This is a genomic window from Pseudomonas sp. p21, assembly GCF_001642705.1.
Lineage (GTDB): Bacteria > Pseudomonadota > Gammaproteobacteria > Pseudomonadales > Pseudomonadaceae > Aquipseudomonas.
Map to the genome: position 1 here is coordinate 556643 of NZ_LWBV01000001.1, position 26469 is coordinate 583111.

Here is a 26469-nt window from a genome sequence, read left to right on the forward strand (position 1 = left end):
GGGCCTGAGGGCTATCAGGCGTCCTGATAGCTCTCGATCGACGGGCAGGCGCACACCAGGTTGCGGTCGCCGAACACGTTGTCGACCCGGCCGACCGGCGGCCAGTACTTGCCTTCCACCAGGCTTGGCAGCGGGTACACCGCCTGCTCGCGGCTGTAGCCATGGGCCCATTCGCCAACCAGCTCGGCCGCAGTGTGCGGGGCGTTCTTCAGCGGGTTGTCGTCCTTGTCCAGGCTACCGTTTTCGACCGCGCGAATTTCTTCGCGGATCTGGATCATCGCGTCGCAGAAGCGGTCCAGTTCTTCCTTGGACTCGCTTTCGGTCGGTTCGATCATCAGCGTGCCTGCCACCGGGAAGGACATGGTCGGGGCGTGGAAGCCGAAGTCGATCAGGCGCTTGGCCACGTCGTCGACGCTGATGCCGCTGGTGTCTTTCAGCGGGCGCAGGTCGAGGATGCACTCGTGGGCCACCAGGCCATTGCCGCCGGTATACAGAACAGGATAGTGCTCTTCCAGGCGACGGGCGATGTAGTTGGCGTTGAGGATCGCCATCTGCGAGGCACGCTTGAGGCCGGCACCGCCCATCATGCGGATGTACATCCAGGTGATCGGCAGGATGCTGGCGCTGCCGAACGGCGCGGCGCAAACCGCGCCCTCGGTGTTTTCCAGCTGTGCGTGGCCGGGCAGGAACGGCGCCAGGTGCGACTTGACGCCGATCGGGCCGACGCCCGGGCCGCCACCGCCGTGCGGGATGCAGAAGGTCTTGTGCAGGTTCAGGTGGGAAACGTCGCCGCCGAACTTGCCCGGGGCGCACAGGCCGACCATGGCGTTCATGTTGGCGCCGTCGATGTACACCTGGCCACCGTTGTCGTGGATGATCGCGCAGATTTCGCCGATCGCTTCCTCGAACACGCCGTGGGTCGACGGGTAGGTGATCATGATCGCGGCCAGGCGCTCGCGGTGCTCGATGGCTTTGGCGCGCAGGTCCTCGACATCGACGTTGCCGCGGGCGTCACAGGCGGTGACCACCACGCGCATGCCGGCCATGTGCGCGGTCGCCGGGTTGGTACCGTGGGCCGACGACGGGATCAGGCAGATGTCGCGGTGGCCTTCGCCACGGCTGCGGTGGTAGGCGCGGATGGCCAGCAGGCCTGCGTACTCGCCCTGGGAACCGGCGTTGGGCTGCAGCGACACGGCGTCGTAGCCGGTGGCGGCGCAGAGCATGGCTTCCAGCTCGGTGGTCATCTGCAGGTAGCCCTGGCTCTGCTCGGCCGGGGCGAACGGGTGCAGGTTGCCGAACTCGGCCCAGGTGACCGGGATCATTTCACTGGCGGCGTTCAGCTTCATGGTGCACGAGCCCAGCGGGATCATGCTGCGGTCCAGCGCCAGGTCCTTGTCGGCCAGACGGCGCAGGTAGCGCATCAGCTCGGTTTCGCTGTGGTAGCGGTTGAACACCGGGTGCGCGAGGATGGCCGACTGGCGCAGCAGGGCAGCAGGCAGCAGCGAGCCGGTGCTGGCGGCCAGGGCGTTGAAGTCCGGCTGGGCCTGGTCGCCACCGATCAGTTGCCACAGGGCCTCGACATCGGCCTGGCTGCTGGTTTCGTCCAGCGACAGCCCCACGTGGGCGGCGTCGATCTGGCGCAGGTTGATGCCCTGGGCGCGCGCCTTGTCATGCAGGCTGGCAGTGGCACTGCCGGTGGCCAGGGTCAGGGTGTCGAAGGCGCTGGCGCCCACTACCTGCACACCCAGCGTCTTCAGGCCGGCGGCCAGGATCGCGGTCAGGGCATGGGTACGTTCGGCGATGCGCTTGAGGCCGGCCGGGCCGTGGTACACGGCGAACATGCTGGCGATGTTGGCCAGCAGCACCTGGGCGGTGCAGATGTTGCTGGTGGCCTTTTCGCGGCGGATGTGCTGCTCGCGGGTCTGCATGGCCAGGCGCAGGGCGGTCTTGCCGAAGCGGTCGATCGACACGCCGACCAGGCGGCCCGGCATGTCGCGCTTGAACGCGTCACGGGTGGCGAAGTAGGCGGCGTGCGGGCCTCCGAAGCCCAGTGGTACGCCGAAGCGCTGGGCGCTGCCGATGGCCACGTCGGCGCCGAACTCGCCCGGCGGGGTCAGCAGGGTCAGGGCCAGCAGGTCGGCGGCAACGGCGACCAGGGCGTTGGCGGCGTGGAAGCGCTCGACCACTTCGCGGTAGTCGAACACTTCACCGTTGCTGGCCGGGTACTGCAGCAGGGCGCCGAAGAAGGCGCTGACATCACCCAGTTCGCGCTCGTCGCCGACCACGATCTCGATGCCCAGCGGCTCGGCACGGGTGCGCAGCACGTCGAGGGTTTGCGGGTGGCAGTGCACGGAGGCGAAGAAGGCGTGGCTGGCCTTGTTCTTCGACAGGCGCTTGCAGAAGGTCATGGCCTCGGCCGCAGCGGTGGCTTCGTCGAGCAGCGAGGCGTTGGCGATCGGCAGGCCGGTCAGGTCGCTGATCAGGGTCTGGAAGTTCAGCAGCGCTTCCAGGCGACCCTGGGAAATTTCTGGCTGGTACGGGGTATAGGCGGTGTACCAGGCCGGGTTTTCCAGCAGGTTGCGCAGGATCGGCGCCGGGGTGTGGGTGTTGTAGTAGCCCTGGCCGATGTAGCTCTTGAACAGCTGGTTCTTGCCGGCGATGGCCTTGAGCGCGGCGAGCGCGTCGGCTTCGCTCTGGCCGTCGTGCGAACCGAGTACGCTGGTGCCCTTGATGCTGTCGGGGATGACCGCGGCGGTCATGGCTTCCAGCGAGTCGAAGCCGAGGGCGGCCAGCATGGCCTGCTCGTCGGCGGCGCGCGGGCCGATGTGGCGGGCGATGAATTCGTTGGCGGTGCCGAGGTTGATGGTCATGGCGGGGTTCCTCAGGCGTCGTCGTTGGCTTTGATCAGGCGGTCGTAGGCATCCTGGTCGAGCAGGGCGGCCACGGCGCTGGCATCGGCGGGAATGAAGCGGAAGAACCAGCCTTCGCCCATCGGGTCTTCGTTGACCAGTTCTGGGCTGTCTTCGAGCTGGCCGTTGATCTGCACCACTTCGCCGGTCAGGGGCATGTACACACCGCTGGCGGCCTTGACCGACTCGACGGTGGACGCTTCGCTGCCTTTCTCATACTGCTGCAACTCTGGCAGTTGCACGAAAACCACATCGCCAAGGGCATTCTGGGCGTAGGCGGTGATGCCCACGGTGACGCTGCCATCGGCTTCGACGCGCAGCCATTCGTGATCTTCAGTGAAACGCAACTCGCTCATGGGGAATCCTCGGGAAGCAGGGCGTTAGGCGCGGTGGCTCCGCGCTCTTGGGGTTGGGATTCCCTTAGCAAAAATGCGGCCAATGTATAAAAAATCATTTAAATCAATGATTTACAAAGTTCTCAAGACGCTTTCTCATTTTCTTTGGAATGAAAACGCTACACACAGTGGACGGAGGAAAAGGGTTTGGGGTTCAAAACCTTGGAGAGCCGTATCCAGGCAAGGTTGTAGCGAATTCGATACGATGTACTGAAATCAGTACAGGTGGTGAGGTCTGGCTGATGTGAAGGTGGGGCAGCAATAAAATCTGTCGCGCATCGGTTGGCGGGCAAGGACCGACTTGGGCAGTTGTGTCTGCCTGCGCGTCAGATCATGAAGTGGCTATTCTCTATCGCGGTCAGCTTCGTCTTGTACTCTGTCAGAGTTGTAGTTCGACGTGGTCGATTTAATTGTAAGGGTGTGCAGCGAATTGTTTGGCGTTATCGCAAATTTCGTACCAATTCGGTTTTTCCTTGACAAATTCGTGGAACAGGTTTGAAAGGTGCAATGCGTCGTCGAAACAGTTAGCAGCCACTGGAAAGGAATCGGCGGTTGCTGTCACTTCACCTAATGCAGTTCCGCATATCGAGCAAAAGCATCGGTTGTACTTGTAAGGTGCTTCGGGCTTGTAAGTAGTTATCGAATCCAGGCCGGACAGCATTTCGAACGATGAGCGCTGAACAAAAACAAATGTACTGGCTCCTGCTTTTCTGCAGCGGGAGCAGTGGCATGTACCCATCATTGTCGGCGGGCTGGATACCATGAACTTTACCGCTCCACAGCAGCAACTACCTTTAAGCATATATTCCGTCCTCTGGATAAATGTACACTGTACAAAATTACAGTGTCCTGAGCGAACCTTACCATCAAGCGCGCGGTGACGCCACTCCCACCAAAATGGGCGGCAAGCCTAGCGCTTCAATGGAAGTCGGTGTCCGAGGCGCGCGCTGCTTGACGACGCTATCCTTCGGTGCGGGCAGGTTTTTCATTTCGGAAAGGTCGGATTGCTTGATCCAGCGCTTCATATCGAGCGCTGAAAATCTTGCCGGCAGCACAATCAATCAGCTTGTTCCGCTGTGCATCCGGAATCTCGCCAATTTCCCCTGGGTGCGACAAGGCTCGGCGACCCAGTTACAGGGGGGCACAGAGGTAAGCGATGCGGATTTATCAACTCACTTCACGCCGTTGCATAAATCGGCAGGGGAGCGATAAAGCATTCCGAATGCTGCCCCCGAGCGATCCAGCCACAGCGTGTTTTCGCTAAACCCGAGAGCAGGCACCCTTTAAAAATCGAGCGTCATACCGGCATAAATTGCGCGACCATCACCAGGCGAATGCAGGGACGCGTCCGCTCCATCCGGGTCGTACCAGACATACTCATAGTAGCGATTGGTGAGGTTCTTCAGTTGCAGGTCCACGCTCATCAAGTCGCTGAGCCTGCAGGTCGCGCCTAGGTTCATCAATACGTAGCCGCCATAAGTTCCCTGAGTGTTCTCCCGCTCAAGGTAGTAGTTGGTCTGCCCGTTAGCCCAAGCTGTAAGTTGCAGTGCCGGGGTGGCCTGGTAGCTGATACCGGTGTTCCACAGGTGGTGCGGCACGTGGTCGATTTCCTTGCCTTTGCTGTCCGGGAGCGCGCTGCTGGGTTCAAGAATTTTCGAGTACTGCCAGGAGTAGGACATCCAGACCTCGGTGCGTTCGTCAGGGTGCAGGTTGACCTGCAGGTCATAGCCCCAGCGGCGTGTCTCACCGACGTTATCGGATTCGCCGCTCGGGTCGTTCAGGCGACGGCTGACCTCGCCGGTGGCGTCCTGGCGCCAGTAGGCCACGCGGCCATCGATCCAACTGGCATGGGTAAATTTCACACCGGTTTCCCAGCCTTCGTTGATCGAAGGGTCGAGGTCTTCGTTGCGCGGCGGCACCTTGTAGGCTGCAGCGCCGGTACCGACCTGGAAGGTGCGGCCCCAGTTCGCATAGATACTGGCGAACTGCCACGGTGAGTAGACAATGCTGAGTTTGGGCTGCTTGATCAACCCATAGTCGTTTATGTCGTAGTCCTGCCCGGTCATCTTGTTGGTGAAATCACCACTGATCTTGTCGATGCGATACGCAGGGACAATCTTCAGCGTTTCGACCGGTTCGATTTCAGCCAGGACATAGGCACCGACGGTGTTGAGGTCGAAGTCCTGATCGCGGGTCTGCACCTGGCGCACACGTTCTACCGTGCGGTAGCGCTGGCTACGGTTCTGCTGCTTCTGCACGTCGCTGCCGCCTTCCAGGGCGAAAGTGTGCAGCCAGTCGATCTGAGGCCGCCAGGTCAGGGAGGTGATGGCGCCGTACTGGTCCTCGTAGCTATCGCGCTCCTGCTGTGAGCTGGTGCGCCAGTACTGGGTCCAGCGGAGGTCGTCGAAGGTGTTGACGTAGGTCTTGGCTGACCAGGACAAGGTGTCGGCCAGTTCGGTGTCGAAGTGCACGCTGACCTGGTTCATTCGCCGTGTGCCTTTGTCCGTGGCGTTGTAGGCGTTGCTCATGCGTGGGTGATGGCGGGCATCGTCTTCGGTCAGGTAGCCGGCTTCCTGGGCTTCGGACTCATAGTGGCGGGCAATCAGGCCGAGGCGGTAGCTGCCATCGTCGGGGGTGTAGAACCACTTGCCGCCGAAGCTGTAGCGTTCGGTATCGGCATGGTCGCGATAGCCGTCGACCTGCTGGCGGCCGAAGAAATAGTTCTGCGTCCAGTTGCTGGTCTCGATGCCCTTGGCCAGTTGCACCTCAAGGGTGTTGAAGCTGCCGTAACGCACGCGTGCCTTGTTGTAGTTGCCGCCGGTGCGGGTATTGATGTTGACGTTACCGGCGATGTTGTTCAGGCCGTAGCGCGGGTCGCTGGTGCCGCGCGCCACCTCGATGCTGTCGATGTCCATCGGGAACACCGAGTCGATGAAGGGCATGTTGCCGTCGTTGCTGTTGCTGGGAATGCCGTCGATCAACAGCTTCACTGCATTGACTTCACCTTCGCCGTTGAAGCCGCGGAACGACAACTTGCCAGAGGTGGTGCCCTGGTTGAACTCTGTAAGCATTACACCGGGCGCGCGGTTGAACAGTTCCCAGCTGTAGGTGACTGGCATTTTCTCAAGGATATCGCCACCGAGAATGTCCACCGAGCTGAGGAAGGTACTGGTGGTCAGCGGACCGGTACTGGTACCGCTGACGGTGACGGGGCCGAGGGTCAAGGTGGAGTTTTTGCTAGGCAGCGTCTCGGCTACCGCCTGGGACAGAGGGTTCAGGGTGGAAACGCAGGTGATGGCAAAAACGGGTAATACAGTGCGTGCGGTGCTACGGAACGCAGGCATGGACAGAGCTTCCTGGCAAGAAAAAGTCGGGCACGGTCATCACGCGCATCGTGCGCGGGACCGAGGAGTAGTCGACAGATCAGGCCAAGGGAGAGGCGCGTGGACTCAGTTTGGGCCACTGCTCACGAGGTAGCCGCAAGGTAGGGGTATGGCCGAGCAGCAGTTCAGCGGGCCAGAAACGCGGGAACAGATGCTTGAAATAGTCACCGGCTAGCAGTGCCTGACCGGCGTGCCCACAGCAGCAATCACCGGCTTGCAGCTTGCTATCGGCATGCTCAGCCAGTTCGGGCTGATTGAGTTTGAGTTGAGCCAGTAGTGATTTTGGCAGACTCTGCGTGCCATGCAGGCTGCAGAAGCTGCCGAGAATCAGCGACTGGTCTACAGCCGGGGCGCGCAAGGAACGGTCGAGCGGCATCGCCAGCAGGTTGAACACCACTGCGAAACAGGCGAGCAGCCAGAGGTGAGTGCGAAGGTCTGGCAGCATGGACCGCCCCATGGAGTAAGTTGCGCATTAAGCCGCATCGGTGGCGCTCTGTAAAAGTTCCAGGCAGCGCCCTTTTGTCGCAGACGGGGCCGGGCAGTTCAGCTTGCTGGCCGCTCGCAGTGCTTCAACCAGGGAGGATGCTAGAGTCGCCGGTCATGGATCGTACCTGGAACTTGTAGCTATAACGGCCGCTTAGTCCTGGCCCTCATTACCCTTCGCAAAAACAGCCGCGCTCCAATAGCGGCTGCCGTTTTGGTGTTGGCGAGCCCAGCCCTTTGCCATCAGTTCCTTGGCAATCATCCGGTTCATGAACCCGTGACCCAGCAGCAGTACTGGCCCCCCGCTGGCGAGTGATAACAGCCGTTGTGCTGCCATGCTGGCGCGAAGCCTGGCACCGCTGACTGTCTCGACATTGCGCGAGTAACCACACAACCACAGAACGCGAAGGATGAATGCCCAGGTAAACGGTGAAAGCCGAGGCAACTTCCATTGGCCATACGGCAGCTGCGCTTCACAAAAAAGCGCATCGACGTGGCTGGGCTCAAGACCGAGCGCCTGCAGCGAGCTCAATGCACGAGGCGCTGTGCTCGAGACAATCACCCTCGCCGTTGTGGCGAGCTGCAGGCTGGCGGCCGGGATGGGCTGGTCGGTAATTTCGGCGCGGTTGTAGCCTTCGATCCAGTCCTTCATATCCAGCGCTGACACTTTGTTGCTTGTAACCAGTGCTGGCTGGCCGTGGCGCATCAAGATTATTTCCGCGGTCATGGTGTAACTACTTCCTTGTCCTGGTGGGCGTGCCCTGTTGTTCAAACCAGCCGTGATCACGATACCACGCCACGGTATCGGCGATTGTCAGCTCCAGCGCCCGAAAGCTCAGGCCAAGCGCGTGTTCGCTTTTGCTGTGGTTGAAACGCGTACGATCCTTTTCCCGTACCAGCAGGCGCAGTGTGGCCAAGCTTAGCAGGATGGGCTTGCCGGTGAGCCGCGCATACATTTCCTGCACTGCGGCCAGGCAGAACAACAACGGCAGCGGTAAATGCCGTGCTGGCGTTCGTACGCCTGCCAGACGGCCCACTATTGGTATCAGTTCAGCCATGGTCATATGCCGACCGGCGGCCAGGTAGCGTTCGCCACTTCGTCCTTGTGTGGCTGCTGCAATGTGCGCCAAAGCCACATCGCGGGCATCGACCACCGAGAAACTGCCCGGGATCAAGCCAGGCAGTTTGCCGTGCACGACATCGTTGACCAGTTGCCCGGACGACGTAGGGCCGATGTCGCCAGGGCCCCACATCCAGCCTGGGAGCACCATGCAGGCGTGCATGTCGGAGTGGGCTTCGAGAAACGCAGCCACGACGCGGTCGGCGAGGATCTTGCTGCGGTAGTAGTCATCTGCATCTGCTTCGGCCCGCAGGCATGTCTCATCGATGGACGTGCCGGGTGCCCCGTCGAGCACTGCAATGGACGAGGTGTGGATGAACCGCCGGATGTCGGCCTGGTAGGCCTGTTCCAACAGGCGGCGGGTACCGGTCACATTGATCTGCTCGAGTGCTTGCCAATGGCTGCCGCCTTTGTAGTTGTCACGAAAGAACGCTGCAGTATGGAACACCGTATCGCAGCCGCGCAGCGATGCCGCGAAAGCGTCGACATCGGCCATGTCGCCTTCGACCAGCTCCACTTCGGGCATATCACCGAACTGCTGTTCCCCCTTTTCTCTTGACCGCACCAGCCCTTTGACCTTGTAGCCACGAGCGACCAGTTCGCGGACCAGGTTGTTGCCCAGCAGGCCGGTTGCTCCGGTGACGAATACATTGCGCATGGCTCAACCCTCGTGCTGTTCGGCAGATGGCCGCAACATGGCGCTGTCGAAAAATACCGCTTCGCGAATGGCCAGGCCGTTCCTGAAGGTGAAGTGGGCCGCATAGTGCACGCACACTCGACGCCCATGGGCCGGAACGATCACGCCTGCTGGCAGCAGCAGCGGGGCAGCGAAGGTGCCGGTCAGGATGGCGGTCATTGCCAGCCGATCGTCCGAGACCATGAATGGGGTCATGGTCACCAGGGCATCAGGGAATGCGCTGAACAGCGCCATCTCGCGTGCGCGCATGGCTTCGCGCCCGGTTTGTGTCGTCATGCCATCCAGGTACACGAAGTCTTCGTCGACCAATGCCAGCAGCCCTTGCACATCACGCTGGTTAAAGGCGTTGGCGGCTCGCTGGGCATAATCCTTGGGGCTAGTCATCATGCAATCCATTCCATTCGTTCAGAGGGGCCCAAGGTATACTCCGGCGGTTGCTGTCGAAAAACAGCGCCTACCGCATAATGGCTTTGCGTATTTGCAAACCAGGGAGAGGCCAGCACGTATGGCATTGCAGGAAAACTGGGATGATCTTCGGCTGCTATTGGCCGTATGGCGACGGGGCAGCTTTCTTCGCGCTGGCGAGTTGCTGGGTATTGCACCCTCGACCGTTTCGCGTCGCCTGACCCAGCTTGAGGCCGCGTTGGGTGAGCCACTGGTCGAGCGAGGCGTAGAGGGATGCAGGCTGACCTCGCGCGGCCAATCGCTGGTCGAAGTGGCCCTGGCCGCAGAAGCTGGCCTGCGGCGCCAGACGCGTGCAGGCGAAGCCGAGCTGCCTTGCGAGCTCTCGGGCACTGTTCAGGTGAGCGCAGGGGAAGGCTTCTCGACTTGCGTACTGGAGGCAGCCGATCGCTTCACCGGCCTACACCCGGGTTGCTCGGTGGAGTTGACCGTGACTGCCGACTTCCACAAGATCGTCCGGGGTGTGGCGGACGTTGCCGTGCGCACAGCCAACCTGGGGGAGCCCTCACTGATTTATCGGCCGATAGGCCGGCTTGGCTATGGTGTGTTTGCCGCTGCTGGTTACCTGCAGCGGTTTCCGGGGGTTACCCCTGCGACGGCGGTCAATATCGGCCTGCTTCCGCCGCTGGACGTGTTGCCGCAAGTACGTGCGGCTAAGGCAGGGGGGCTGGAACGTGCGCCGATCCGCGTGAACTCGTTCAGCGCACAGTTCGAATCGGTGAGACGAGGCATGGGGGTGGCGGTACTTCCCCGGATTCTGGCCAAGGACTTGATCGAGTTGTTCGTCGACCTTCCCCTTCCAGATATGGACGTCTACATGGTGACCCGGCCACAGGCGTTGAAGCAGCCTCACATAAAGTGCTTTTTCTCGATCCTGGAGAACATGCTGCACCAGGCCCTGTCAACGGATCCTGGGCAGCACCTGGCGGAGCAGCTTACCGGCTGAGTGCTCCGCGCCTGACTCAAAAGAACGGCAAGGCCAGATACAGCTTGATGACGATGACATTGATGATGTCGATGAAGAACGCTCCCACCATCGGCACCACCAGGAAGGCAATGTGCGAGGCTCCGTAGCGCTGGGTCACCGCTTGCATGTTGGCGATTGCCGTCGGCGTTGCGCCCAGGCCGAAACCACAGTGCCCGGCAGCCAGTACTGCGGCATCATAGTTACGGCCCATGACCCGGAACGTGACGAATATCGCAAACAGTGCCATGACCAATGTCTGTGCGGCGAGCAATACAAAGAACGGTAATGCCAACGCCGCCAGGTCCCACAACTTGAGCGACATCAAGGCAATGGCCAGGAATAACGACAAACTCACATTGCCCAATACCGAGACCTCCCGCTCGAAGACATGATAAACGCCGAATGCCGAAAGGCCGTTTCGCAACAGCACACCCACGAACAGCACGCAAACGAATGTTGGCAGTTCAAACGCAGTGCCTTTCAACAAACCGTCAAGTAATGAACCCGCGAGCAAACTGACAGCGATCAGCGCCAGTGTTTCGATAAATGAAAACGATGTAATCAGGCGCTCTTTGTCCGGTTGTTCGAAACCCTTGGGCAGTTGTGGTGCAGCTTCTTCGATGCCCGGTGTTCTTACCCGCTTGATCAGAAGCCGGGCGACCGGGCCGCCAATCAGGCCACCCAGCACCAGGCCGAAGGTAGCGGATGCCATTGCCAGTTCGGCGGCCGAGGCCAGGCCAAACTTCTCCGAGAAAGTCGCCCCCCACGCAGCACCTGTGCCGTGGCCACCCGACAAGGTGATAGACCCGGCCAGCAGGCCCATCAGCGGGTCGAGCCCCAGTGCTGTTGCCAGGCCGATGCCCATGGCGTTCTGAACCAGCAGCAAGCCGGTTACCACCAACAGGAACACGGTAACCACGCGGCCACCTTTTTTCAGGCTGGCGAAGTCTGCACTCAAACCGATGGTCGCGAAGAATGCCAGCATCAGGGGGGCTTGCAGTGAGGTATCGAATTGCACGTGGACATCGAAACTGCGCAACGTCAAGAGTGTCAAGGCCACTACCAGGCCGCCTGCGACAGGTTCCGGAATGTTGTAAGTGCGCAAGAAACCAATGCGTGCGACAAGGCCGCGCCCCAATAACAGTACTAAAGAGGCGGCTACAAGCGTCCCGTAAAAATCGAGTTCAAACATCAGGTGCTCTCGTTATATCCAATAGCGAACCACATCCCGCTCTGCGGCGGACAAGTGGGGTGACAGGTAGGATTACACTGTCACCATTCTACGAGGCATCCGTGGGAGAGTATCTTTCACTGGTGTAGGAAAAGCCTGAATAACAACCGGATTATTACAATAACTATCAGGGGCCGCAAAGCGGCCCCGTTGACGCTATCTGACAGGTATCAGGCTTTGCCCGGTATTCCATATTTGCGCAGGCGTTGCGCAATGGCGGTATGTGAAGTTTGCAATCGCCCGGCCAGTTGCCGTGTCGATGGGTAGCTGGCGTAAAGGCGCTGCAACAGCTCGCGCTCGAAATCGCCCACGGCCTGTTCCAGGCTGGCCACTTCGCCGTCCTGGCCACGGGCCACCGAGGTGCCGGCGATGTCCAGGTCACCGATATCCACCAGGTTGCTTTCGCAGATGGCTGCGGCGCGGAATATCACGTTTTGCAGCTGGCGCACATTGCCCGGCCAAGGGTTGGCCAGCAGTGCCGAATGGGTGGCCGGGGTCAGCCGGCAGGCGGGGCGCTGGATCTGCGTGCAGGCCTGCTGCATGAAGAAATGCGCCAGCATCAGGATGTCCTGGCCACGGTCACGCAGCGGCGGCACCTGCAGGTTGAGCACGTTCAGGCGGTAGAACAGGTCTTCGCGGAAGCTGCCTTCGGCGACCATGCGCTCCAGGTCGCGGTGGGTGGCGCTGATGATGCGTACATCCACCTTCACTTCGCGGTCGCCACCCACCCGGCGGAAGCTGCCATCGCTGAGAAAGCGCAGCAGCTTGGCCTGCAGGTACGGCGACATTTCGCCGATTTCATCGAGGAATACCGTGCCCTGGTTGGCCAGCTCCATCAGCCCGGGTTTGCCGCCCCGTTGCGCGCCGGTGAAGGCGCCGGGGGCGTAGCCGAACAGTTCGCTCTCGGCCAGGCTTTCGGGCAGCGCGGCGCAGTTCAGGGCCAGAAATGGCGCCGCGTGGCGGCTGCTGATGGCGTGGCAGGCGCGGGCTACCAGTTCTTTGCCGGTGCCGGTTTCGCCATGCACCAGCAGCGGCGCATCGAGCGCCGCCACGCGCAAGGCGCGGGCCTTGAGGGTGCGGATGGCCGGTGACTCGCCGAGCAAGGCATCCAAGCCTTCGGCATGGTCGTGGTGCATGGCCGACAGGCGTTCGCCCATGCGCGTGGGTGGGTACAGCGTCAGCAGGCCACCGGCGTTGGTGATCGGCATGGCGTCCAGCAGCAGGCTCTGGCCGTTGAGCTGCATTTCGCGCATGGGCAGGTGGAAGTTGTTGTCCAGCAGGGCCTGCAGCAGCGCCGGGTCGCCGAACAGTTCACCCACCGAGCGCCCGGCCGATTCGCGGCCGCACAACTCGATCAGCGCGGGGTTGGCCAGCAACACCTTGCCGGCACTGTCCACGGCCAGCACCGGGTCGGTCATTGCCGCCAGCAGGGCATCGAGCTGCAGGTGCCGGCGTTGGCCAGGGAGGATGTCGACCACGTCCACCGATTGCACGCCATGCACCTCGAACAGCGCGTCGTGCAGTTCTTCGAGCACGGCGGGGCTGAGGGTGGGCGCATCGATGTAGACGTTCGGCGGGACCATCTCCACGGCGTCCAGGTTGAGGTTGCGGGCACCGAGCAGGGCGAGGACTTCCTGGGTGATGCCGACGCGGTCGATGAAGCTGACGTGGATGCGCATGGGGAGGGTGAAGTGGTGGCCGGGGAGGGCGGTAGTATGCCTCAACATTGTCGGGGCCGCTTTGCGGCCCTTTCGCGACGCAAGGCCGCTCCCACAATATTGCACAGGCCTTGAGGTCAGCGGCCAACCTGTGGGAGCGGCCTTGTGTCGCGATGGGCTGCGCAGCAGCCCCCGGATCCTGAAATTACTCCAGATGCTCAGGCTTGATCGGGTCGCCCGACTTCACATCCAGCTTTTCGCGAATGTCCGCGAACATATGGTCATAAAGCTTGTGCGGCGAACTCAGGTTCTCGAATTTCTTCGGTGGCGTCAGGTACGACTGCGCCTTGCGGGTCAGCAGCATGAGGAAGCTGGGCAACACCTGATCCTTGGCCAGGAAGAACTTTTCTTCGACTGGCTTGCCTTCGATGCTGCCATGCATCTTGAACTGGATACCTCTGCCTTCCTTGGGGTCCGACGCGGCTTCGTATTCGATGTTCAGGTCATAGCTGTGGTCGTTCTTGTTCAGCGCGGTGCGCTCGATGTGTACATGACCGGGCTGGTACTGGGCCATGGCAAGCTCCTTTGGAAGGTCGAAAATGGCGGGCGCCTGGCGCCCGCCCACTGCATTCAACGGTAGCTGATCCCCGGCTTCGCGGTGGAAACGCGTGTGCCGGCGGTGCCTTTGACGATGTCTTCGATGTTCTCCAGCGAACTGATGACAGCCACTTTGCCGGTGTTGCGGGCAAAGTCGCAGGCGGCCTGCACCTTCGGCCCCATGGAGCCGGCGGCGAAGCCGAGGCGTTCGAGTTCGTCGGGGTGTGCCTGGGCGATGGCTTTCTGCGTGGGTTTGCCCCAGTCAATGTAGGCCGCATCGACGTCGGTGGCGATTATCAGAAGGTCGGCGTCCAGTTGCTCCGCCAGCAGGGCCGAGCACAGGTCCTTGTCGATCACCGCCTCGATGCCCTTGAGCTTGCGGTTCTCATCGTACATGGTGGGGATACCGCCGCCGCCGGCGCAGATCACGATGCTGCTCTTTTCCAGCAGCCACTTGATCGGGCGGATCTCGAAGATGCGCTTGGGTTTCGGGCTGGCCACCACGCGGCGGTACTTGTCGCCGTCGGGCTTGACCACCCAACCCTTTTCCTTGGCCAGGCGCTCGGCTTCTTCCTTGCCGTAGACCGGGCCGATGAACTTGGTCGGGTCCTTGAAGGCGGGGTCGTTGGCGTCCACTTCGACCTGGGTCAGCAGGGTGGCGAACGGCACTTCAAAGGCCAGCAGGTTGCCCAGTTCCTGTTCGATCATGTAGCCGATCATGCCCTCGGTCTCGGCACCCAGCACATCCAGCGGGTAGGCCTCGTCGGGCTTGTAGGACAGGCCCTGCAGCGATAGCAGGCCAACCTGCGGGCCGTTGCCGTGGGCGATGACCAGCTCGTTGCCTGGGTGGATCTTGGCGATCTGTTCGGTGGCGGTGCGGATATTGGCGCGCTGGTTGTCAGCGGTCATGGGCTCGCCGCGACGCAGCAGGGCGTTGCCGCCCAATGCAACAACGATACGCATGGGGAATGTCCTTTAACGAAAGAATGAGCTGCCGCTGCTCGGAGGCTGCCAGGCTCCCTGTGGGAGCGGGCGTGCCCGCGAAGAGGCCAGGCCAGACACCATCATTGGTGCGGCTGACGCATTCGCGGGCATGCCCGCTCCCACAGGTACAGTGCAATCCTCCGGTAGGCGGATATGGCTTACAGGTCAGCCAGGGTCGACACCAGGATCGCCTTGATCGTGTGCATGCGGTTTTCCGCCTGCTCGAAGGCGATGCAGGCCGGCGACTCGAACACGTCGTCGGTCACTTCGATACCGTTGGCCAGGTCCGGGTACTGTTCGGCGATCTGCTTGCCTACCTTGGTTTCGGAGTTGTGGAACGCCGGCAGGCAGTGCATGAACTTGGTCCGTGGGTTACCGGTGGACTTCATCAGCTGCGCATTCACCTGATACGGCTTGAGCAGCTTGATGCGCTCACCCCAGGCTTCGATCGGCTCACCCATCGATACCCACACGTCGGTGTGCACGAAGTCCACGCCCTTGACCGCGGCAAGCGGGTCTTCGGTGAGGGTGATGCGGGCGCCGCTTTCTTCCGCGTATTTCTTGCAGCGTTCGACCAGATCGTCATGCGGCCACAGCGCCTTGGGCGCGGCGATGCGCACATCCATGCCGAGCTTGGCGCCGATCAGCAGCAGCGAGTTGCCCATGTTGTTGCGGGCGTCGCCCAGGTAGGCGTAGCTGATGTCGTGCAGCGGCTTGTCGCTGTGTTCACGCATGGTCAGCACGTCGGCGATCATCTGGGTGGGGTGGTATTCGTCGGTCAGGCCGTTGAACACCGGTACGCCGGCGAACTTGGCCAGCTCTTCGACGATTTCCTGCTTGAAGCCACGGTACTCGATGGCGTCGTACATGCGCCCGAGCACGCGGGCGGTGTCCTTCATGCTTTCCTTGTGGCCGATCTGCGAGGAGGTCGGGTCGATGTAGGTGACATTGGCGCCCTGGTCATAGGCGGCCACTTCGAAGGCGCAGCGGGTACGGGTAGAGGTTTTTTCGAAGATCAGCGCGATGTTGTTGCCCTTCAGGTGCTGCTGCTCGGTACCGGTGTACTTGGCGCGCTTGAGGTCGCGGGACAGGTCCAGCAGGTAGCGCAGCTCGCGGGTGCTGTGGTGTTCCAGGCTGAGCAGGTTGCGGTTGTGAATATTGAACGCCATGACTTTTCTCCTTGAGTTTGGTGAACACACCGGCCGCCGCTTTGTGAGGGCGGCCGGGGGTAATGGGCGTTAGTAGTCGATCGGGTCGCGCACGATCGGGCAGGTCATGCAGTGGCCGCCGCCCCGGCCCCGGCCCAGTTCGCCGGCGCTGATGGTGATGACCTCGATACCGGCCTTGCGCAGCAGGGTGTTGGTGTAGGTGTTGCGGTCGTAGCCAATGACCACGCCCGGCTCGATGGCCACCACGTTGTTGCCGTCATCCCACTGTTCGCGCTCGGCGGCGAAGCTGTTGCCACCGGTCTCGACCACGCGCAGCTTGACCCCCAGCTGCTCGCCTACCACTTCGATGAACGACTTGTTGATGCGGCGCACGTCCATGCCGTAAGGCTTGCTTTCGTCCGGACGGATGATGAACGGCACGATCTCTTTGACCACTTCCGGGAAGACCGTGACCAGGTCGCGGTCGCAGAAGCTGAACACGGTATCCAGATGCATGGCGGCGCGCGATTTCGGCAGGCCGGCGACGATCACTTCCTTGACGGCGCCCTTGGCGAACAGGTTCTGCGCAAGTTGGCCGATAGCCTGACGCGAGGTGCGTTCGCCCATGCCGATCAGCACGATGCCCTTGCCGATCGGCATGACATCGCCGCCCTCGAGGGTGGACTGGCCATGTTCCTTGTCCGGGTCGCCATACCACACCTGGAAGTCGGCGTTGGTGAACTGTGGGTGGAACTTGTAGATGGCGGTGGTCAGCAGGGTTTCCTGGCGTCGCGCCGGCCAGTACATCGGGTTGAGCGTGACGCCGCCGTAGATCCAGCAGGTGGTGTCGCGGGTGAACTGGGTATTGGGCAGCGGTGGCAGGATGAAGCTGGAGTGGCCCAGGTAGTCGTTGTACATCTTGACCACCTCGGCGCCTTCGCTCTGTGGCAGGTCCTGCCCGGCGACGCCGCCGATCAGGAACTCGGCCAGGTGGCGCGGCTCAAGGCCTTCGAGCCAGCTGCGTACTTCGTTGGTCAGGCCGACACCGACGGTGTCGGAGGTGATCTTGCGATCGAGGATCCACTTCAGTGCCTCGGGTTGCTGGACGATGTCGGTCAGCAGGTTGTGCATCTCCAGCACATCCACGCCGCGCTCGCGCATCTTGGTGACAAAGTCGAAATGGTCACGCTTGGCCTGGTCGACCCAGATCACATCGTCGAACAGCAGCTCGTCACAGTTGCTTGGCGTCAGGCGCTTGTGCGCCAGGCCCGGCGAGCAAACCATCACTTTGCGCAGTTTGCCGGCTTCGGAGTGGACACCGTACTTCTGTTTTTCAGCGGACATGGTTTCATTCCTCCAGTTGAACGAAGACGTGGGTCAAAGGGTCAGGAAGCCGTCGTACAGGCCAAAGGCTGCCACCAGGGCGCCGATGACCACGGCTGCGAAGATCAGTTTTTCCACGTTGGTGAAGACAGGTTGGCCAACCTCACGCTTGGCCTTGGCGAACAGGATCACGCCAGGTGCGTAGAGCAGGGCCGAGAGCAGCAGGTATTTCACGCCGCCGGCGTACAGCAGCCAGATGGCGTACAACAGGGCGATGCCACCGATCACCAGGTCCTTCTGGCGTTCGGCCAGGGCCTGTTCGTAGGTTTCGCTACGCACTGCCAGCAGCACGGCATAGGCTGCCGACCACAGGTAGGGCACCAGGATCATCGATGTGGCCAGGTAGATCAGCGACAGGTAGGTGCTGTTGGAGAACAGTGTGATCACCAGGAAGATCTGCACCATGGCGTTGGTCAGCCACAGGGCGTTGGCCGGTACCTGGTTGGCGTTCTCGCGGCGCAGGAACTCCGGCATGGTGTGGTCCTTGGCGGCGGCGAACATGATCTCGGCGCACAGCAGCACCCACGACAGCAGTGCCCCGAGCAGCGAGATGATCAGGCCTACGCTGATCAGCACCGCGCCCCAGTGGCCGACCACATGCTCCAGCACTGCTGCCATCGACGGGTTCTGCAGCTTGGCCAGTTCCGGTTGGGTCATGATGCCCAGCGACAGCACGTTGACCAGCACCAGGAACAGCAGCACGGTGACGAAGCCGATGACCGTGGCCTTGCCCACGTCAGAGCGTTTTTCCGCCCGCGACGAGAAGATGCTCGCACCCTCGATGCCGATGAACACCCACACGGTGACCAGCATCATGTTGCGCACCTGGTTCATCACGCTACCAAGCTCCGGCGTGCCTACCGCCCAGATGTCGGCGGTGAAGATATCGAGTTTGAAGGCGAACAGGCAGATCAGGGCGAACAGCAGCAGCGGCACCACTTTGGCCACGGTGGTGACCAGGTTGATGAACGCCGCTTCCTTGATGCCGCGCAGCACCAGGAAGTGCACGGCCCACAGCAGCACCGACGCGCCAATGATGGCGGCAGGGGTGTTGCCTTCGCCGAAGATCGGGAAGAAGTAGCCCAGGGTGCTGAACAGCAGCACGAAGTAGCCGACGTTGCCCAGCCAGGCACTGATCCAGTAGCCCCAGGCCGAGGAGAAGCCCATGTAGTCACCGAAACCGGCCTTGGCGTAGGCATACACCCCGCCATCCAGGTCAGGCTTGCGGTTGGCCAGGGTCTGGAACACGAACGCCAGGGTCAGCATGCCGACCGCGGTGATGGCCCAGCCGATCAGTACAGCGCCAACCCCTGCGCTGGCAGCCATGTTTTGCGGCAGCGAGAAGATCCCGCCACCAATCATCGAACCGACGACAAGTGCAACTAGCGCGCCGAGCTTTAGTTTTCCGGATGAATCAGACATTTAACAACTCCTGCCAGGAGAAAGTTGACGACAGAGTAAATCCGACGCCGCGGCCATTCGCTGACTTGGGTCAGTTCATGGCGACGTGAAGTAGGAAAATTCCTTCACGAAGCTCCTGGAGAGTGCCGACAACTTCTGCTGCAGGCCTTGCACGCTGGCACCTCCATGTCCTTCTAGAGCAAACGCTCTGTTCAGCCTGCGATGCTTGAAGCTAGCTGCTTTTGCCGCTTTCGCAAATTTTTCACAAGAATTTCGAGTTTTATCAGGTTCTTTTCTAGTTGCTCGGGAGCTGCTAGTTTTTTGTCAAAGGGTGACATAGACAAAGCAGTTATTAGTGCTATAGCTTCATCGATCAGGATCCTTATAAGTAACATCGTGTATATGGCCCGCGTGGCTGTTTCAAACCGATGACAGCGCGCAAAAAAGGAAGGCTCATGAGCGAACCGGGACAGAAGCTGCGCCTGGGTGCGCTGATCGCGTTGGTGGTCGGCTCGATGATTGGTGGCGGGATCTTCTCGCTGCCGCAGAACATGGCGGCGCGTGCCGATGTGGGGGCGGTGCTGATCGGCTGGAGTATCACCGCGGTCGGCATGCTGGCCCTGGCCTTCGTGTTCCAGACCCTGGCCAACCGCAAGCCGGAGCTGGATTCGGGGGTGTACGCCTACGCCAAGGCCGGCTTTGGCGAGTACATGGGTTTTTCTTCGGCCTGGGGCTACTGGATCAGTGCCTGGCTGGGCAACGTCGGCTACTTCGTGCTGTTGTTCAGTACCTTGGGCTTCTACTTCCCGGTGTTCGGCGAAGGCAACACGCCAATCGCCATCGGCTGCGCCTCGCTGCTGTTGTGGGCGGTACATTTCCTGGTCCTGCGCGGCATCAAGGAAGCGGCATTCATCAACCAGGTGACCACCGTGGCCAAGGTGGTGCCGTTACTGATTTTCGTGGTGATCGCGGCATTCGCCTTCCGCGCCGATATCTTCACCCGTGACATCTGGGGCCTGAGCAACCCGCAGTTCGGCAGCGTGCTGGAGCAGGTGCGCAACATGATGCTGGTGACCGTGTTCGTGTTCATCGGCATCGAGGGCGCCAGCGTGTATTCCGGGCGCGCCCAGCGCCGCTCGGATGTGGGCAAGGCCACAGTGATCGGTTTCCTGGGGGTGTTGGCGCTGCTGGTGCTGGTCAACGTGCTGTCGCTGGGGGTGATGACCCAGCCGGAGCTGGCTGGGCTGCAGAACCCGTCGCTGGCCTCGGTGCTGGAGCATATCGTCGGGCCCTGGGGCGCCTTGCTGATCAGCATTGGCCTGGCGGTTTCGCTGCTCGGCGCGCTGCTGTCGTGGGCGCTGCTGTGTGCCGAGATTCTCTTCGCCACGGCGCGGGACAAGACCATGCCGCGCTTCCTGGCCAAGGAAAACGCCAATCATGTGCCAGCCAACGCCCTGTGGCTGACCAACTGCATGATCCAGGGTTTCCTGCTGATCACGCTGTTTTCCGCCGGCACCTATACCAGCCTGATCTACCTGGCCTCGTCGATGATCCTGGTGCCCTACCTGTGGTCGGCGGCCTATGCCGTGCTGTTGGCGTTACGTGCAGAAACCTACACCGGGCAGCCGGCCCTGCGCCGCAAGGACCTGCTGGTGGCGCTGGTTGCCCTGGCGTATGCCGTGTGGCTGTTGTACGCCGGCGGGCTCAAGTACCTGCTGCTGTCGGCGCTGCTGTACGCGCCGGGCGTGATCCTGTTCGCCAGGGCCAAGCATGAGCAGGGAAAAACCTTGTTCACCACCTGGGAAAAGCTGATTTTCGCCGCCGTACTGGCAGGCGCTGCGCTGGCGGCCTATGCCCTGTATTCAGGGCTGCTGAGCTTGTGACGGGGCAGGGCAGGCGGCGTGCTCCGGGCGTGACCAGATCCACAGGTTGCCCAGAGTCATGCCGGCGATGGCCAGGAACACCGGCCAGCGGTGTTCCAGGAACGTCAGCATCAGGCCCGCGCACAGCAGCATGCTGAAGGTTGCGCTGACCTTGGCCCGGCGCTGGATCACCTTGCCATTGCGCCAGTTGTGCAAGATCGGCCCGAACAGCCGATGGTTCTCCAGCCAGGCAGACAGGCGTGGCGAACTGCGCGTGGCCGCCCAGGCGGCCAGCAGGATGAATTCGGTGGTCGGCAGGCCGGGAATGACGATCGCGACCAGGCCCACGCCCAGGCTCACGTAAGCCAGGATCGCATACAGCAGGCGGGCGAGTTTCGAGCGGGCGGGTCGGGTCATGGTCTCACTGCATAAAGCGGTTCGGCCACCGGTAGGGTGGCCGGGTACGGCGTGTCAAACCAGCGCGGCATCTGCAGCATAGGCGTGCTTGAGCAGCTCGGTGAAGCGCTCGAAGGCAGCGACTGCGCCGCGTTCGGCAGCGGCTTCCTCTTCGGCCGACAGCGCCAGTTCATCAAGAATGCGGGTGAACTGCTTCCAGCCTTCGGCACGGCCACCGGCCGGTTCGCCCAGGTGGCGGGCACCGAAGCTGTCCGACAGTTCCAGGGCCACGGCACGCTTGATCAGAAACGCAGCGCCCAGTTTGGAGCCTTCGGAGACGAAGATCCAGCCCATTGCCTCGCCCAGGCTCGGGTTGCGCAGGGCACCCGGCACGGCTGGCGGTACTTCGGTGCCGAGGTCGGCGAGGTCCAGGCGGGCCTGTTCGGCGCGGCAGCGCTCGGCCAGGTCGGGGACGATGGCGATCAGGTGCGGGTCGTTGTACAGGGCCTGCAACTCGGCCTGGAACAGGTACTGGGCAACCACGAAGCGGGCGAAGCTTTCACGGCTGTCGAAGGGCGCGTGGGATTTGACCAGGGCATCCAGTTCGGCGTGCGGGGCGTGGGTGATCTGGTTCAGGCGCTGAGAGCGCAGGGCTGGGCGGTCGGTCATGGGGCAGTCCTTGAAAAAAGGGGCGTCTGGAAACAAGACGAAACAGCGGGGGCGGGACAGTAAAAAATCGGGTTTTCGTGTTGCTTGTACTGGCCTCTTCGCGGGCATGCCCGCTCCCACAGGACCATCGCAGGCCCAAGGCTTGCGCAATATCTGTGGGAGCGGGCGAGCCCGCGAAGAGGCCGGTACAGGTGCAAGGGGTCAGATATCCCAAACCACATTGATGCCGAAGTTGCGCCCCGGCATGGTCAGGCGGTCGATGTTGGCGGGCTGGGTCACAGCCGCTTCACCCTGGCCGTCGTAGCTGCGTACCGAATCCCACTGCCAGTACTTCTTGTCGGTGAGGTTGTACAGGCCGGCGTTGATGGTCACGTCGTCGGTGACCTTGTAGTAACCCGTCAGGTCCAGCACCCCGTAGCCCGGGGTGCGGAACTTGGAACTCGAGCCGTCGGGCGAGTAGAAGGTGCTGTCGTCGACGCGGGTCTTGCGCTTGACCAGTGTCCAGCTCAGCAGGCCGCCGTAGTGCTGTTGCTCGTAACCCAGGCCGAACACGCCCTTCAGCGGGTTGACGCTGTTCAGTGGCTCGCCGGTGTCATCGTTGCGGCCATGGGTGTAGGCGATCGAGCCTTGGGTATACAGGCCCTGCGGCGCACCAAAGTGGTCGAGGTTCAGGCGGCCCTTGACCTCGGCACCCTTGATGGTGGCGTGCTTGATGTTGTTGGCCTTGAAGGTTTGCTCCAGGTTGGCGCTTTTTACGGCGTCCTCGTCAATGAAGTCGCGGTACTTGTTGTAGAACACCGCCACGTCGAAGTTGCCGGCGTCGAAGTTGCCACGCAGGCCGGTTTCATAGCTTTTGCTCTTTTCAGGCTCGAGGCCCGGGTTGCCTTCTACGCGGTAGCCTTGCTCGATGTTTTCGAACTTCCCGTACATGGCTTTGGCGCTCGGGGTGCGGAAACCTTCGGCGTACTGGCCATACCAGGTGTAGTTGTCGTTGAAGGCATAGGTCAGGCCGAACTTGGGCGAGATACGGTGCCACTTCTTGTCCGAGTCGTCCTGGGAGGTAGGCGCGGTACCGGAGGACTCCAGGCCTCGCAGGAATTCCTTGGTGAACCTGGGCTCCATGCGCGTGTAGTCGTAACGAGCGCCAGGCATGAAGGTCCAGTTGTTCCAGCGGATTTCATCCTGCACGAACAGGCTGTAGGTATTCACGGTCGGGTCCGGGAAGTCGCTGACCAGGGCCTGGCCATCTGCCGGGCGCTCGGCGCCAGCGGCGGAACAACCTGAGCCAACGGCCAGGCAGGTGCCGGTGCCGCTGCGCGAACCGGTGACCTTTTCGTGCTTGAAGGTGGTGCCGTAGGTCAGCAGGTGGTCGGTGGCGCCGAGGCTGAAGGCCTTGTCCAGCTGGGCGTCGAATACCCACTGGCGGTCCTTGTAGGTGGTGTCGCGGGTACGCAGCACCTGACGGCCAGGCGGTGCGTAGACTTCCTCGGTGTGCTGGTCGGTCTTGGCGATCTGGTAGTTCAGGCTCCACTTCACATGGTCGGCGACCAGCGAATCCAGGCCGAACTCATGGTTGATGCCAAAGCGTTCGCGGGTGATGGTGTCGTTGCCATTACGCGCCTTGTAGTAACCCGAGGCACCAAGGCCGGGAATGAACGGCCCGCCCACCGCACTGAGGATGTTCTGGTCGCGATCATCCTTGTAGCGTTCGTAGGTGAAGCCCAGGCGTGCGTCGTCGGCGTAGTTCCAGCCCAGCTTGGCCAGCACGTTGGTGGTGCGCACGTCCATCGGGTTGGCTTCGGTACGGGACAGCCCGTCACCGCTGTGGCCGCCATGGGTCTCGGTTTCGTGGCCGTTGCGCTGGCTCAGGTGCAACAGGCCGTCGAAGTCGCCCTGGCGACCGGCGACGGTGGCGGAGGTCAGCCAGCTTTCGTCGGCCGAGCTGTAGCCGGTCTTCAGGCGGGCACCTGTATCCTTGCCGGGCTTGATGATGTCATCCGGGTCGAGGGTGAAGTAGCTCACCGCCCCGCCGATGGCGTTGCTGCCATACAGCACCGAGGCCGGGCCGCGGAGGATTTCCACCCGCTTGACGATCTCCGGGTCCACGTAGTTGCGCTGGGTCTGGGCGTAGGGGCCGAAGAAGAAGCTGTCGGGGATCGACACGCCATCGACCTGGGTGAGAATGCGCTCGCCGTCGATGCCCCGGATGTTGTAGCCGTTCAGGCCGCTGCGCTGGCCGGTGCCGGCCACTGACACACCCGGCTCGTAGCGCACCAGGTCCTGGATGTTGTTGACGTTCTGCCGGTCCAGTTCCTCGCGGGTCTGCACGCTGACGGTGCTCGGCACCTGGCTGACGTCCTGGGCACTGCGCGTGGCGCTGACCGTGACCTGTTGCAGGGCGACCACATTGGCGCTGGCCTGGCGTTCGAGCACTACATTGCCGTTGCTGATCTTGCGAAAGCCCAGGCCGGTACCGTGCAGCAGGCGCTTGAGCGCGGCTTCCGGCGGTAGCGAGCCCTGCACGCCTGGTGAGGCCACGCCGTCGGCCAGCTCGGCGCTGAAACCGACTTGCCAGCCAGTGACCTGGCTGAAGGCATTGATGGCCGAAACCAGTGGCTGCTGGCCGATGCTGAAGCGGTAGTCGCCCATGCGCGGGCTGCTGGCCTGGGCCGGCTCGGCGGCCAGCGCCGGCAGGCTGCAGGCGCCGCTGGCGAGCAGGGCCAGGTTCAGTAGGGAAAGGCTCAGGAGGGACGGTTGCCCTCTACGGCTGGGAAGGGTGGAGGGGCGGGTAGGACCTGTGGACATCGGAAGCGCTCCCTGACGCGCGGACTGTTATAGGTGATGGCTGTCCCCGTTTTCAAACGAGAATCAGTTGCATTGGCTATAACGAGACGGGCGGGGTAGCGTGACTGCGTAAAAAAAGTTGGATTGCGGTCTGGCAATCTGTATCGCGATTTCCGTGGGAGCGGGCACGCCCGCTCCCACAGGGACCGTGTCGGGTTTCAGATTTTGCTGAAGATCGATTGGCGGATCAGTTCAGGATGACCAGCGCCGGGTACTCGTGCAGCCGTGCCGAGGTGATGTGGGCCAGCGCGCGCAGGGTTTCCAGTGGCTGGTCGAGGCGGTAGTTGCCGGTGACCGCCACGTCTTCCAGCTGTGCGTTGCGGTTGATGATCCAGCCCGGGTAGTAACGCTGCACCTCGGCCAGCACCTGGCTTAACGGGCAATTCTCGAACACCAGGCGGCCGTCTACCCAGGCCAGGTCCTTGTGCATGTCGGGGCGCTGGCGCTGGCCAAAGCCCTGTGGGCCAACACTGATGCTGTCGCCGGCACTCAGGCGAATGCGCTGGTCGCGGCTGCCCTGCAGGTCGACATCGCCGCGCTGTACCCGCACCTGTGCCTCGCCGTCGAGGTAGCGCACGGCAAAATCGGTGTCGCGCACCTGCGCGCGCAGCGGCCCGGCCTGCACTTCCAGTGGCAGCAGCGCGCCCTTGGGGACCTGGAAATAAGCCTCGCCCTGCAGCAGGCGGGCGATCTGGCGACCGTCACGGTGGTCGCTGGCAAACGCCGAATTGGTGTTGAGCAGCACTTGCGCCCCGTCTTCCAGCTGCAGGCGCTGGCGCTCGCCCACCACCGTCAGGTGGTCAGCCTGCAGGCGCATGGGCAGGTTGCCGAGGGTGAACAGCCCGACCAGCAGCGCCGCCGCCGTGGCCAGGGGTTTCCAGTGGCTGCGCAGGCGCCCGCGCCACGAGCGGCGCTGTTGCTGGTGCATCTGCACGGCCACCTGGTGCAGCGGCGCACCGTTCCACAGGGCTTCTGCCTCGACATAGGCCTCGGCATTTTCCGCTGCAGCGCTCAGCCAGGCTTCGAAGGCCTGGGTGTCCTCGGCGTCGACGCATTGCAGGCGCACCAGCCAGTCCAGCGCCTCGTCCATGGCACGAGCACGGGCGCTGGGCCCGGCGGGTGACGGGCGAGGGGCAGGGCTGTCGGTCACGGTGAGTCCTTGAATGGTTTTTTGCGAATGATCAAGGCTGAGGCGGGGTGTGGCAAGGGCTTTGCGTGGCCTCACTTGAGGCGGTTGGCGACACCCATGCAGATCGCCATGATCAGTTTCAGCTCCTTCTGTACCGTGCTGGGCGAAACATTAAGTTGTTCGGCGATTTCCAGGTAGGTGGCGCCATGCAGGCGGCTGAGGATGAAGATGCGCTGCTGGCGTTCGCTGAGCTGGTTGAGGCTGACGCTCAGTTGCTTGAGCAACCGTTCGGCATGGGCGGCATCCTCGCTGCTGGTGGCCGGCGCGGCCACGCTGTGCAGGACCTCATCGGGCACGTCGTCGACCAGCATGCGCGATTGCACCCGGCGCGCGCGCAGGTGGTCGAGGGCCAGGTTGCGCGCGGTCTGGAACACGAACGGTTCGATGTGTTCGATTGGCCGCTCACCGAGGGCGCGGGACACCCGCAGGTAGGTTTCCTGCAGCAGGTCCTCGGCCGTGGTGGGGTTGCCCACCATGCGCTGCAAAGTGCGCAGCAGGGTAAGGCGCTGGACGAGGAAGACAGAGTTGAACCGGGACTGACTCACGGGGGGACCTGGCCGACGAAATGTTAATGATAATGCTTATCATCTATCTCGAAGGTCAAGCCTGGAAATGTTAGGGAAAGGTAAAGATTGTGAGTATTGGGCGCAGAGGCGCTCGCCACGGCATTATCAGTGCCTGTGAGATCGAG

22 protein-coding genes are annotated in these 26469 nt (G+C 62.1%); 2 read left to right on the forward strand and 20 right to left on the reverse strand.

The window, feature by feature from the left end; all coding sequences use genetic code 11:
• Window positions 1-14: 14 nt before the first annotated feature.
• From gcvP to A4C63_RS02700, 8 genes are all read right to left on the reverse strand, one after another.
• Window positions 15-2870 carry an aminomethyl-transferring glycine dehydrogenase gene (gene gcvP, locus A4C63_RS02670; RefSeq protein ID WP_063911385.1) on the reverse strand — a complete coding sequence of 952 codons (2856 nt, stop codon included), beginning with the start codon at window positions 2868-2870 and terminating at the stop codon, window positions 15-17.
• Window positions 2871-2881: 11 nt separating this feature from the next.
• The gene (gene gcvH / locus A4C63_RS02675; RefSeq protein ID WP_063911386.1) at window positions 2882-3265 is read right to left on the reverse strand and encodes a glycine cleavage system protein GcvH; all 384 of its coding nucleotides are present in this window, start codon (window positions 3263-3265) and stop codon (window positions 2882-2884) included.
• A gap of 445 nt (window positions 3266-3710) precedes the next feature.
• Window positions 3711-4106, reverse strand: a complete 396-nt coding sequence (locus tag A4C63_RS26980) for a GFA family protein (protein ID WP_082888236.1) — start codon at window positions 4104-4106, stop codon at window positions 3711-3713.
• A gap of 481 nt (window positions 4107-4587) precedes the next feature.
• On the reverse strand, window positions 4588-6648 hold the full coding sequence (locus A4C63_RS02680) for a TonB-dependent receptor (protein WP_063911387.1): 2061 nt from the start codon (window positions 6646-6648) through the stop codon (window positions 4588-4590).
• Between the two features lie 79 nt (window positions 6649-6727).
• On the reverse strand, window positions 6728-7132 hold the full coding sequence (locus A4C63_RS02685; RefSeq protein WP_063911388.1) for a DUF2946 family protein: 405 nt from the start codon (window positions 7130-7132) through the stop codon (window positions 6728-6730).
• Window positions 7133-7324: 192 nt separating this feature from the next.
• The gene (locus A4C63_RS02690) at window positions 7325-7897 is read right to left on the reverse strand and encodes a histidine phosphatase family protein (RefSeq protein ID WP_063911389.1); all 573 of its coding nucleotides are present in this window, start codon (window positions 7895-7897) and stop codon (window positions 7325-7327) included.
• Between the two features lie 7 nt (window positions 7898-7904).
• Window positions 7905-8948 carry an SDR family oxidoreductase gene (locus A4C63_RS02695; protein ID WP_063911390.1) on the reverse strand — a complete coding sequence of 348 codons (1044 nt, stop codon included), beginning with the start codon at window positions 8946-8948 and terminating at the stop codon, window positions 7905-7907.
• Between the two features lie 3 nt (window positions 8949-8951).
• Window positions 8952-9374 (reverse strand): ester cyclase, encoded by a 423-nt coding sequence (locus A4C63_RS02700; protein ID WP_063911391.1) that lies wholly within the window; start codon window positions 9372-9374, stop codon window positions 8952-8954.
• Between the two features lie 118 nt (window positions 9375-9492).
• On the opposite strand from A4C63_RS02700, the gene A4C63_RS02705 reads away from it, so the two are divergent.
• Window positions 9493-10395 (forward strand): LysR family transcriptional regulator, encoded by a 903-nt coding sequence (locus A4C63_RS02705; RefSeq protein WP_063911392.1) that lies wholly within the window; start codon window positions 9493-9495, stop codon window positions 10393-10395.
• 16 nt (window positions 10396-10411) lie between these two features.
• On the opposite strand, the gene gltS is transcribed toward A4C63_RS02705, so the two are convergent.
• The 7 genes from gltS to arcD (A4C63_RS02740) form a co-directional block, all read right to left on the reverse strand.
• Complete coding sequence (gene gltS / locus A4C63_RS02710; RefSeq protein WP_063911393.1) at window positions 10412-11608, reverse strand: sodium/glutamate symporter; 1197 nt, start codon at window positions 11606-11608, stop codon at window positions 10412-10414.
• A gap of 209 nt (window positions 11609-11817) precedes the next feature.
• Entirely contained in the window at window positions 11818-13326 is a 1509-nt protein-coding gene (locus A4C63_RS02715; protein WP_063911752.1) for a sigma-54-dependent transcriptional regulator, read from the reverse strand.
• Between the two features lie 184 nt (window positions 13327-13510).
• On the reverse strand, window positions 13511-13879 hold the full coding sequence (locus A4C63_RS02720; RefSeq protein WP_063911394.1) for a DUF5064 family protein: 369 nt from the start codon (window positions 13877-13879) through the stop codon (window positions 13511-13513).
• Window positions 13880-13935: 56 nt separating this feature from the next.
• A complete protein-coding gene (arcC, locus tag A4C63_RS02725) occupies window positions 13936-14865 on the reverse strand; it encodes a carbamate kinase (protein ID WP_063911395.1) in 930 nt (309 codons plus the stop codon).
• Between the two features lie 179 nt (window positions 14866-15044).
• A complete protein-coding gene (locus tag A4C63_RS02730) occupies window positions 15045-16055 on the reverse strand; it encodes an ornithine carbamoyltransferase (protein ID WP_063911396.1) in 1011 nt (336 codons plus the stop codon).
• Window positions 16056-16124: 69 nt separating this feature from the next.
• The gene (arcA, locus tag A4C63_RS02735; RefSeq protein WP_063911397.1) at window positions 16125-17378 is read right to left on the reverse strand and encodes an arginine deiminase; all 1254 of its coding nucleotides are present in this window, start codon (window positions 17376-17378) and stop codon (window positions 16125-16127) included.
• Between the two features lie 33 nt (window positions 17379-17411).
• Entirely contained in the window at window positions 17412-18839 is a 1428-nt protein-coding gene (gene arcD / locus A4C63_RS02740; RefSeq protein ID WP_063911398.1) for an arginine-ornithine antiporter, read from the reverse strand.
• A 434-nt stretch (window positions 18840-19273) separates the two neighbouring features.
• Here arcD (A4C63_RS02740) and arcD (A4C63_RS02745) point away from each other — a divergent pair, with 434 nt between their 5' ends.
• Window positions 19274-20701, forward strand: coding sequence for an arginine-ornithine antiporter (gene arcD, locus A4C63_RS02745; protein ID WP_063911399.1), 1428 nt, complete (start codon window positions 19274-19276; stop codon window positions 20699-20701).
• Here the strand turns inward: arcD (A4C63_RS02745) and A4C63_RS02750 are convergent.
• From A4C63_RS02750 to A4C63_RS02770, 5 genes are all read right to left on the reverse strand, one after another.
• A complete protein-coding gene (locus A4C63_RS02750; RefSeq protein WP_063911400.1) occupies window positions 20681-21097 on the reverse strand; it encodes a YbaN family protein in 417 nt (138 codons plus the stop codon). The genes arcD (A4C63_RS02745) and A4C63_RS02750 overlap by 21 nt on opposite strands.
• 54 nt (window positions 21098-21151) lie before the next feature.
• On the reverse strand, window positions 21152-21745 hold the full coding sequence (locus A4C63_RS02755) for a biliverdin-producing heme oxygenase (protein ID WP_063911401.1): 594 nt from the start codon (window positions 21743-21745) through the stop codon (window positions 21152-21154).
• 201 nt (window positions 21746-21946) lie between these two features.
• Window positions 21947-24550, reverse strand: coding sequence for a TonB-dependent receptor (locus tag A4C63_RS02760; protein ID WP_063911402.1), 2604 nt, complete (start codon window positions 24548-24550; stop codon window positions 21947-21949).
• Window positions 24551-24776: 226 nt separating this feature from the next.
• Window positions 24777-25739: a FecR domain-containing protein gene (locus A4C63_RS02765; protein ID WP_063911403.1), complete on the reverse strand. Its 963-nt coding sequence runs from the start codon at window positions 25737-25739 to the stop codon at window positions 24777-24779.
• 71 nt (window positions 25740-25810) lie between these two features.
• Window positions 25811-26323 (reverse strand): RNA polymerase sigma factor, encoded by a 513-nt coding sequence (locus A4C63_RS02770; RefSeq protein ID WP_063911404.1) that lies wholly within the window; start codon window positions 26321-26323, stop codon window positions 25811-25813.
• Window positions 26324-26469: the final 146 nt, after the last annotated feature.

Excerpts from the sequence above, each read along its gene's own strand:
- A4C63_RS02690 (WP_063911389.1), bottom strand. The coding sequence starts at position 7,897 with ATGACCGCGGAAATAATCTTGATGCGCCACGGCCAGCCAGCACTGGTT.
- gcvH (WP_063911386.1), bottom strand. The coding sequence starts at position 3,265 with ATGAGCGAGTTGCGTTTCACTGAAGATCACGAATGGCTGCGCGTCGAA.
- gcvP (WP_063911385.1), bottom strand. The coding sequence starts at position 2,870 with ATGACCATCAACCTCGGCACCGCCAACGAATTCATCGCCCGCCACATC.
- A4C63_RS02720 (WP_063911394.1), bottom strand. The coding sequence starts at position 13,879 with ATGGCCCAGTACCAGCCCGGTCATGTACACATCGAGCGCACCGCGCTG.
- A4C63_RS02755 (WP_063911401.1), bottom strand. The coding sequence starts at position 21,745 with ATGACCGACCGCCCAGCCCTGCGCTCTCAGCGCCTGAACCAGATCACC.
- arcD (WP_063911398.1), bottom strand. The coding sequence starts at position 18,839 with ATGTCTGATTCATCCGGAAAACTAAAGCTCGGCGCGCTAGTTGCACTT.
- A4C63_RS02705 (WP_063911392.1), top strand. The coding sequence starts at position 9,493 with ATGGCATTGCAGGAAAACTGGGATGATCTTCGGCTGCTATTGGCCGTA.
- A4C63_RS02730 (WP_063911396.1), bottom strand. The coding sequence starts at position 16,055 with ATGGCGTTCAATATTCACAACCGCAACCTGCTCAGCCTGGAACACCAC.
- A4C63_RS02760 (WP_063911402.1), bottom strand. The coding sequence starts at position 24,550 with ATGTCCACAGGTCCTACCCGCCCCTCCACCCTTCCCAGCCGTAGAGGG.
- A4C63_RS02685 (WP_063911388.1), bottom strand. The coding sequence starts at position 7,132 with ATGCTGCCAGACCTTCGCACTCACCTCTGGCTGCTCGCCTGTTTCGCA.
- arcD (WP_063911399.1), top strand. The coding sequence starts at position 19,274 with ATGAGCGAACCGGGACAGAAGCTGCGCCTGGGTGCGCTGATCGCGTTG.
- A4C63_RS02695 (WP_063911390.1), bottom strand. The coding sequence starts at position 8,948 with ATGCGCAATGTATTCGTCACCGGAGCAACCGGCCTGCTGGGCAACAAC.
- arcC (WP_063911395.1), bottom strand. The coding sequence starts at position 14,865 with ATGCGTATCGTTGTTGCATTGGGCGGCAACGCCCTGCTGCGTCGCGGC.
- A4C63_RS02715 (WP_063911752.1), bottom strand. The coding sequence starts at position 13,326 with ATGCGCATCCACGTCAGCTTCATCGACCGCGTCGGCATCACCCAGGAA.
- gltS (WP_063911393.1), bottom strand. The coding sequence starts at position 11,608 with ATGTTTGAACTCGATTTTTACGGGACGCTTGTAGCCGCCTCTTTAGTA.
- A4C63_RS26980 (WP_082888236.1), bottom strand. The coding sequence starts at position 4,106 with ATGCTTAAAGGTAGTTGCTGCTGTGGAGCGGTAAAGTTCATGGTATCC.
- A4C63_RS02700 (WP_063911391.1), bottom strand. The coding sequence starts at position 9,374 with ATGATGACTAGCCCCAAGGATTATGCCCAGCGAGCCGCCAACGCCTTT.
- A4C63_RS02680 (WP_063911387.1), bottom strand. The coding sequence starts at position 6,648 with ATGCCTGCGTTCCGTAGCACCGCACGCACTGTATTACCCGTTTTTGCC.
- A4C63_RS02750 (WP_063911400.1), bottom strand. The coding sequence starts at position 21,097 with ATGACCCGACCCGCCCGCTCGAAACTCGCCCGCCTGCTGTATGCGATC.
- arcA (WP_063911397.1), bottom strand. The coding sequence starts at position 17,378 with ATGTCCGCTGAAAAACAGAAGTACGGTGTCCACTCCGAAGCCGGCAAA.